Annotated in this window: 6 protein-coding genes; 5 read left to right on the top strand and 1 reads right to left on the bottom strand. The window is 39.2% G+C overall.

Going from position 1 to position 8,569, the window contains the following annotated elements:
• Positions 1–183: 183 nt before the first annotated feature.
• The gene (locus tag Aru01_RS17330) at positions 184–1,587 is read right to left on the bottom strand and encodes a phosphate--AMP phosphotransferase (protein WP_040331119.1); all 1,404 of its coding nucleotides are present in this window, start codon (positions 1,585–1,587) and stop codon (positions 184–186) included.
• 262 nt (positions 1,588–1,849) lie between these two features.
• On the opposite strand from Aru01_RS17330, the gene Aru01_RS17325 reads away from it, so the two are divergent.
• The 5 genes from Aru01_RS17325 to Aru01_RS17305 form a co-directional block, all read left to right on the top strand.
• Positions 1,850–2,545, top strand: a complete 696-nt coding sequence (locus tag Aru01_RS17325) for a TetR/AcrR family transcriptional regulator (RefSeq protein WP_016655949.1) — start codon at positions 1,850–1,852, stop codon at positions 2,543–2,545.
• Positions 2,546–2,586: 41 nt separating this feature from the next.
• Positions 2,587–3,951 carry an efflux transporter outer membrane subunit gene (locus Aru01_RS17320; protein WP_169744966.1) on the top strand — a complete coding sequence of 455 codons (1,365 nt, stop codon included), beginning with the start codon at positions 2,587–2,589 and terminating at the stop codon, positions 3,949–3,951.
• Between the two features lie 37 nt (positions 3,952–3,988).
• The gene (locus Aru01_RS17315; RefSeq protein WP_016655951.1) at positions 3,989–5,047 is read left to right on the top strand and encodes an HlyD family secretion protein; all 1,059 of its coding nucleotides are present in this window, start codon (positions 3,989–3,991) and stop codon (positions 5,045–5,047) included.
• Positions 5,044–7,800, top strand: coding sequence for a ribosome-associated ATPase/putative transporter RbbA (gene rbbA, locus Aru01_RS17310; protein WP_016655952.1), 2,757 nt, complete (start codon positions 5,044–5,046; stop codon positions 7,798–7,800). The genes Aru01_RS17315 and rbbA overlap by 4 nt, the downstream gene beginning before the upstream one ends.
• A 1-nt stretch (position 7,801) precedes the next feature.
• The coding region (locus Aru01_RS17305) for an ABC transporter permease (RefSeq protein WP_042111679.1) at positions 7,802–8,569 on the top strand (768 nt) is incomplete at its 3' end.

Here is an 8,569-nt window from a genome sequence, read left to right as displayed (position 1 = left end):
TTAATGAAGGTGGCGCTGCCGCCTATCATGTTCTGATTCATATTTATAATGGCAAGTTAATTGATAAAAAAATCTGGCATGAAGACAAATAACGAACTTGATGCGATGAGACAGAAATCATCTGAGTTGTAGTATTTTTAGATAGTCACTCTCTTAGAGTAAGCGACTATCTAAATTTATAGTTTAGGCTTTCAGTCGTTTTAAAATACTTTCTAAAATCTGCATACGTGCGACAAGTTTATTGTCATTGGCAATAATATGCCAAGCAGCTGTAGGCGTATCGGTATACTTCAACATATCAGAAGCGGCTTGCAGATATTTATCCCATTTCTCTCGATTGCGCCAGTCTTCTTCAGTGATTTTAAAATGCTTTTGCGGTGTGTTTAAACGCTTTTCAAAGCGTTTTAATTGTTCATCTTTAGAAATCGCTAACCAAAATTTAATCACGATGGTATTACTTTGGCTGAGTTGTTTTTCGTATTGATTGATTTCTTCATAGGAGTTTTGCCATTCAGCAGGGCTAATTAGATTTTCAACACGTTCAACCAGCACACGACCATACCAACTTCGGTCAAAAATATTAATAGCACCATTGTTAGAATGTTTCGTCCAAAAACGCCATAAGTAGGGGTGTAATTGTTCAAAATGTTCAGGTGCAGAAATACCGTGAATATTATATTCGTGAGGGTCTAAATATTTAATGACACGTCGAATTGAACTGCCTTTACCAGCAGCATCCATACCTTCAAACACCAAGACTACATTTTTTGATGAATAACGCAGTGCCTCTGCAACCTTATGTTGTAACTTTTTAATCGCCTTAACATACTGCGTTTGATCAATTGTGTCGGACTGAATTTGAGTTAAAGCTGGATGAATAGGAGCAGGTTTATAGCGCAAGCGACTTTTTATCGATTTAGGTGTAATACTTAAATGATCTAAAACCAGCTGAGCAAATTGAAAATTACGCTCTTTGTTGACTTCACTATCAATAATATGCCAGTCATCAATAAAACGATCTTTGACATTTTGAATGTCATTATACAGGGTTTTATTTTTCCAATTATCCATCGGGAAGTTATCCCAAGAAAAATTTGGTACACGTTGTACGGTCTTACTTAAATCAAAATGACTAAGACGACCTTTAACTTTTTCCCATGAAACATCAAACCAAACTTTAACAATGTCGATATCGTGGTTGTTAAGATATTCTTCAAATTTGTGAATGCTATTTAAATGTTTTTGAAATTCACTTTCGGATATTTTTTGATCACCATATAGAGTTGAAGCAAGTAAATCTGTATACCAGTTACCATAAAAGATAATAATTTCTCCCTTTTTTGGGATGTTGTTCACATAAGGCTGCCATATTATTTTTTCTGGACTGATTTTATTTGGAATATCTGCTCTAATTTTTAAATATCGAGGGTCCATTAATTCTGTGAGTTTTTTTATGGATTTCCCTTTATTTGTTAGCTCAATTCCACCAATTAAAATTAAAATACTTTTGGAGTTTTTTTCATTTCTAGAGTTTTTTAAAGCATATTGTGCTTCGATCAAGTCGAGAGAAAGTTGGGCAAAATTCATAAGCTTATATTTCATTGTATGTTTTAACCGACATTTTACGGTAGGTTAAATAATTATATTAGTCAAATAATATTTTTGATTAACTTTTAAAAGCTACATTAGTTTTTATCATATGAATCCCTATCAAAATGCTTTGATTTCATTGAAAATTTTACTGATGAGTTCTCCTAATTATTTTGACCTTTATTTTGTTTATATATATATTGATAAATATGTAAAGTTGTTAATAACAATATTTAAGTGAGTTTGTTGAGGTGCGGGTGTGAATCAGCAAAATATATATAAATCAGGTCAACCCATTCAGGTTGAACATATTTTCCAGGGGAAGAAACAGCAAATCCGAGTAATTGAGTCTGATAATAAAATGGTTGAACAAACAATTATTTTATTATCCGACGGTGGTATTTCGGCTGTAACTTTAGAAGCAGTAGGGGTTAGAGCTGGTTATAGTCGTGGTTTAGTTTCACGGCATTATGGCTCTAAAGATGGGTTATTTATACGTGTATTTAAATACTTAGAAGATTGGATTGAAGCAAACTGCAGTCATGCCACACAGAACATACAAGGCCTTGATGCAATAAATGCATTTATTTTAGATATTTCTAATAATATCAACTTACATGCAGAGAAGTATCGAGCGTATTTTTGTTTGTGGTTCTATGGTCTGGAAAGTAAAGGTGAGCTCAATCAGTACCTGATGCATGTACGTAATTTAAGAGAGCAAAAGCATCTTAAATGGCTAAAGCAAGCACAGAAATTAAAACAATTGTCCAGAAAATCAGATTTAAGCATGCTTGCTGATTTTGTCATGACATCAATTATTGGTCTAATACATAAATGGATGTTCGATATGGGGTTTAATATTGAACTGAGATTGAAACAGTTGGTGAATATTCAATTAAGAACCATGTTTTCGAACTCACATTTATTTTATTCAGTGAATTATTGGGGAGAATAAATGTGATTCGATCACAATATTCAAAACTTTTTTTAGTGGTTATGGGTGCCATGCTTGGCACTGCATGTCAAAACATTGAGCAATACCAGCAACCTAAAGTTGCATTAGCAGATACTTATCCAAGTCGTTCCTCCCAAGAGTATCGTGCACTGCTTTGGTCTGACTATATTAATGACCCTGTGTTAATTCAAGTGGTTAATCTTGCCTTAGAACATAATCACGATTTAAAAATATCTGCACTGCGTATTTTAGAAGCGCAGGCAGCGTATGGTATTCAGCGTTCAGAACTGTTTCCAACGATTGCGGGCACGGGTCACTATGAACGTGGTCGTATTCCGGGTGATTTATCGCCATTGGGCCGTGCTGTGACTACAGATCAGTACTTTATTGGTCTGGGGATGAATCAATGGGAATTGGATTTATGGGGACGCATTCGTAGTTTGAACGATGCTGCCTTACAACAGTTCTTTGCAACACAGCATAATCAAATTGCCGTTCGAAACAGTATTATTCAGCAGTCAGTTTTAACTTATTTAACTTTATCTGAACTGGAGAAACGGATGTATTATGCACAGCGTTCAGTGCGTAATTACGAAAATTCCGTTCATATATTTAAACGTCGATACGAAGTTGGTGCAGGCTCTAAAGTTGAATATATGCAGGCACAGACCTTATTGACCAATGGTCAAAGTCTTTTGGTTCAACTGCAAAAAACACGTGAGTTAACTGCGAACTATTTGGTTCAGTTAATTGGCCAGCCTATTGCTGTACCTAAACCCGAATTAGACAAAATCACCTTTAAAACAGGTGTACTGCAAACTGGTGTGCCATCAGATTTATTACTCAATCGTGCCGATATTCGGGCCTCAGAAGCATTATTACAGTCAAGACACGCCAATATTTATGCAGCACGTGCAGCCTTTTTCCCACGTATAGCTTTGACAGGTAATTTTGGTACAGCCAGTGCGGATTTAGATGGCTTATTTAAGTCAGGAAGTTCGTTATGGTCATTTGCACCGAGTATTAGCGTGCCAATCTTTACCGCAGGTCGTTTGAAAAACAACTTAAATTTGGCTGAAGTCCGTAATGATATTGCGGTGGCTGAATATGAAAAAGTGGTGCAAAAGGCTTTTCGCGAGGTATCTGATGCATTAGCTCAACAACGTGGGCTTGGTCAGCAACTACAAATTCAACAACAGGGGCTTAATGCCTTTAGAGAAACAGCTCGTCTTGCACAATTGCGCTATGACCACGGTTCAGTGGGTTATTTAGATGTCATTGATGCGCAGCGTAGCTTACTTGCAGCCGAACAACAGTGGATTGAAACACAGAGTGCACTTATGCAGTCTTACGTCAATTTATATTTTGCCCTTGGTGGCGATACGGCTGTTGCCCAACAATCTTAAATTGTTGATCTTTAAATATATAAATGGTTAAACACATATGAAAATTAACAAAATATCTATTGCGGCGGCAGTTGTAGTCATTGGTATAGCGGCTTATTTTATTTGGCAATATATGCACAAGTCAGATCAGGATGTTCTGGTGAGTGGTAATGGTCGTATTGAAGCAACCGAGATCAATGTCGCCAGTAAGTTTGCCGGTCAGCTTGAAGATGTGTTGGTGAAAGAAGGTGATTTTGTTGAAGCGGGTCAGGTTTTGGCACGTATCAAAATCTCAACTTTAGAAGCGCAATTACGAGAAATTGAAGCACAACAACGTCAAGCTCAAGATGCAATTTCAACAGCAGAAGCGCAAGTTGCGATGCGAATTAGTGAAAAAGCAGCAGCTGAAGCCATGGTACAGCAGCGTAAAACTGAGTTAATGGCTGCAAAAAATCGTTTAGCACGTACTGAAGTATTGGCAAAAGAAGGCGCATCATCTAAGCAACAATTAGATGATGAACGTGCAGCAGTTCAGCAATTTACTGCAGTACTTGCAGCAGCACAGGCACAGGTACAAAGTGCTGAAGGGGCAATTGTTGCTTCACGTAGTCAAGTATCAAGTGCTTATTCAAAAGTAGATGCGATTAAAGCCAGTATCGAGCGTATTAATTTCGATATTGATGATGCACAGCTAAAAGCACCTTTAAAGGCGCGTGTTCAGTTTAGAGTGGCACAGCCAGGTGAAATGATTGCCGCTGGTGGTCGTGTATTAAACTTGATTGATTTGTCAGATGTTTATATGACGTTCTTCTTGCCAGAGACAGTGGCAGGTCGTGTTGCTATAGGCACTGAAGTACGTATTGTTTTAGATGCGGCTAAAAATATTGTCATTCCAGCAAAGGTGTCAATGGTTGCTGATACTGCACAGTTTACGCCAAAGTCAGTTGAGACTGCGAGTGAACGACAAAAACTGATGTTCCGTGTTAAGGCTAAAATTGATCCTGCCTTGTTAAATAAACACATCGAGCAAGTGAAAACAGGTTTACCCGGTATGGCTTATATCAAACTCGATGACAAAGCAGCATGGCCTACATTTTTAGAGAATAACGTCAAATGATCAAACAACAATCTATGCCTGGATCGATTGTTGCGGAAATTAAAAATGTCAGCCTGAAATACGGCAAAACAGAAGCGTTAAAGGATATTACTTTATCGTTGCCTGCAGGTTGCATGATTGGCTTAATTGGTCCAGATGGGGTAGGCAAATCCAGCCTACTAGCACTGTTATCTGGTGCAAAAGTGGTACAGCAGGGTACGTTGACTGTGTTGGGCGGCGATATTGCCAATAAAAAGCATCGTCAGAAAGTATGTCCTTATATCGCTTATATGCCACAAGGTCTAGGTAAAAACCTTTATAAGACTTTGTCGGTTGAAGAAAACTTACAGTTTGTTGCACGGTTATTCGGACATGATGCAGAAGAGCGTCGTAAACGTATCGATGAATTAACCAAGAGTACAGGTTTAAATAACTTCTTAGATCGTCCTGCTGGTAAGTTGTCTGGCGGGATGAAGCAGAAGCTGAGCCTATGTTGTTCTTTAATTCATGATCCTGATTTTCTGATTTTAGATGAGCCCACCACTGGGGTTGATCCCTTGGCTCGTGCGCAGTTTTGGGAGTTAATCAATCGTATTCGTGAGGTTCGTCCTCAGATGAGTGTGATTGTTGCAACGGCCTATATGGATGAAGCACAAGGTTTTGATTGGCTCGCTATGATGGATGATGGCAATATCTTGCAAACAGGTACACCGCAAGAGTTATTGGCTCAAACACAAAGTGCCAATCTCGAAGATGCATTTATTAAGTTGTTGCCTGAGGAAAAGAAGCAGGGCTATGAGCCTGTGGTGATCCCAGCTTTAAAAACTGATGATCATGAAAAATATGCACTAGAAGCTAAGGATCTGACAGTAAAGTTTGGTGACTTTACTGCGGTTGATCACGTTAACTTTAAAATTAAGCGTGGCGAGATTTTTGGATTTTTAGGTTCTAATGGTTGTGGTAAGTCCACCACGATGAAAGTCCTCACGGGTCTGTTAGAGGCTTCAGAAGGACAGGCTTGGTTATTTGGTGAGCCTGTTGAGGGCAACAACATCGAAACGCGTCGTCGTGTGGGCTATATGTCACAGGCTTTTTCGCTCTATCGTGAGTTGACCATCATGCAGAACTTGGTTTTACATGCCAAGTTATTTCATGTGCCTGCTGAGAAAATAGATGAACGCGTACAACTGATGTTGGAGCGTTTTGATCTGCTTGATGTACAAGAAAAATTGCCTGATGACTTACCCTTAGGGATTCGTCAACGTTTATCGCTTGCTGTGGCTTTGGTACATAATCCAGAAATTTTAATTTTAGATGAACCCACCTCTGGGGTTGACCCGATTGCACGGGATAACTTCTGGCGTCATTTAATTAATTTATCGCGTAATGATGGGGTCACCATTTTTATTTCAACGCACTTTATGAATGAAGCAATGCGTTGTGATCGAATGTCGATGATGCATGCGGGACGCGTACTTGATAGTGCTGCACCTGCACAGTTAATCAAAAATCGTCAAGCAGAAAGTCTTGAAGAGGCTTTTATAGGTTATTTGATTGATGCTGGTGCTGGTACCCAGGGTGAGCCTGACGATATCTCTAAGAGTATGACCTTAAAAGATGCCAATGAACGTGATAATGAAAAGCCGAAACATTTTAGTTTTCAACGGTTATTTAGCTACGCATGGCGTGAATCTTTAGAGCTCGCACGTGATCCGATTCGGGCCACAATGGCTTTATTAGGCTCAATCATTTTACTTTTGGTGATGGGTTACGGGATCACCATGGATGTCGAGGATTTATCCTTTGCGGTATTGGATCGAGATCAGAGTGGGTTAAGTCAAAACTACAGTATGGGGCTTGCAGGTTCACGATATTTTATTGAAAAACCACCATTACAAAGTTATGAAGAAATTGATCAACGGATGCGCAGTGGTGATATCACATTAGCAATTGAGATCCCTCCAAATTTTGCGCGTGATGTGCATCGTGGGGAAAATGTCAAAATTGCAGCCTGGATTGATGGCGCTATGCCTACACGTGCAGAAACCATTAAAGGCTATGTGCAGGGTATTCATACCTATTGGATGATGCAACAAGCCCTCGAAAAAAGTGGTTATAAATTAGCACCTAAAGTGAATGTTGAAACACGTTTTCGCTATAACCCAGATATTAAAAGTCTTCCTGCAATGTCTCCTGCAGTATTTCCGCTACTGTTATTGTTAATTCCTGCAATGCTGACAGCTTTGTCAGTGGTACGTGAAAAAGAGTTGGGATCAATTGTAAACCTGTATGTGACACCAGTAACACGGAGTGAGTTTTTATTAGGTAAACAATTGCCCTATGTCATCTTGGCAATGCTGAATTATCTACTCATGTGTTTCATCATCGTCACTTTATTTGATGTACCTATTAAAGGTAGCTTTTGGACACTCGCCTTGGCGTCTTTGATTTTTGTAATTTTTGCAACAGGTATGGGCTTACTGGCCTCAACGATTACCAAAAGCCAGATTGCAGCAATGTTTTTAGTGATGATTGGTACCCTGATTCCAGTGATGCAATTCGCCGGTATTATCAACCCAGTATCTTCATTAGATGGTTTTGGTCGTTGGTTTGGTGAAATCTATCCTGCAACACATATGGTCAATATCAGCCGTGGGATTTTCAATAAAGGGTTATTCTTTGAAGACTTACACCGAGTCATCGGACTAATGAGTTTGTCTGTACCCGTTGTGATGTTTGCAGCGATTGCCTTACTGAAAAAGCAGGAGCAATAAGATGTTCAGAGAAAAACTACAGAATATCTATCAGCTAGGTTGTAAGGAACTTTGGAGTTTATGGCGCGATCCGATCATGCTGGTGTTGATTTTATATACCTTTACCATCTCGGTATATACGGCAGCCACGGCACTGCCTGATGGTTTGAGTAAGGCACCGATTGCAATTGTCGATGAGGATCATTCGATTTTATCGGAACGTATTTCTTCAGCATTTTTTCCACCGTATTTTGTTGCACAAAGTACTGAATTAAATGCGATGGATTCAGGCATGGATGCAGGGCAGTTTACATTTGCTCTTAATATTCCTGTCGATTTCCAAAAAGATTTATTGGCCGGTAATCCTGCAACTGTTCAGGTCAACGTCGATGCAACCCGTATGTCTCAGGCTTTGTCAGGTGCAGGATATATTCAGCAAATTGTCTTGTCGGAAGTAAATGAGTATATTCAAGGTCATCGTCAGGCCACAGCTTTACCTGTGGAGCTGGAATTACGTGCTCGATTTAACCCAACTTTAAACTCGCAGTGGTTTGGTAGCGTGATGCAGATCATTAATAACGTGGCCATGCTCTCCATTATTTTGACTGGGGCAGCGCTGATTCGTGAACGTGAACATGGCACAATTGAACACTTAATGGTTATGCCTGTAACTGTATTTGAAATTATGCTGGCTAAAGTGTGGTCAATGAGTTTAGTGGTGATTATTGCTGCATTTGTTGGATTAAAAGTGGTGGTACAAGGTGCCTTACATGTTCCAATTGATGGCAGT

The organism is Acinetobacter rudis (assembly GCF_000829675.1).
GTDB lineage: Bacteria > Pseudomonadota > Gammaproteobacteria > Pseudomonadales > Moraxellaceae > Acinetobacter > Acinetobacter rudis.
Note: the sequence above shows the minus strand (reverse complement) of the source record. Positions and strands in the feature narration are given on the sequence as shown.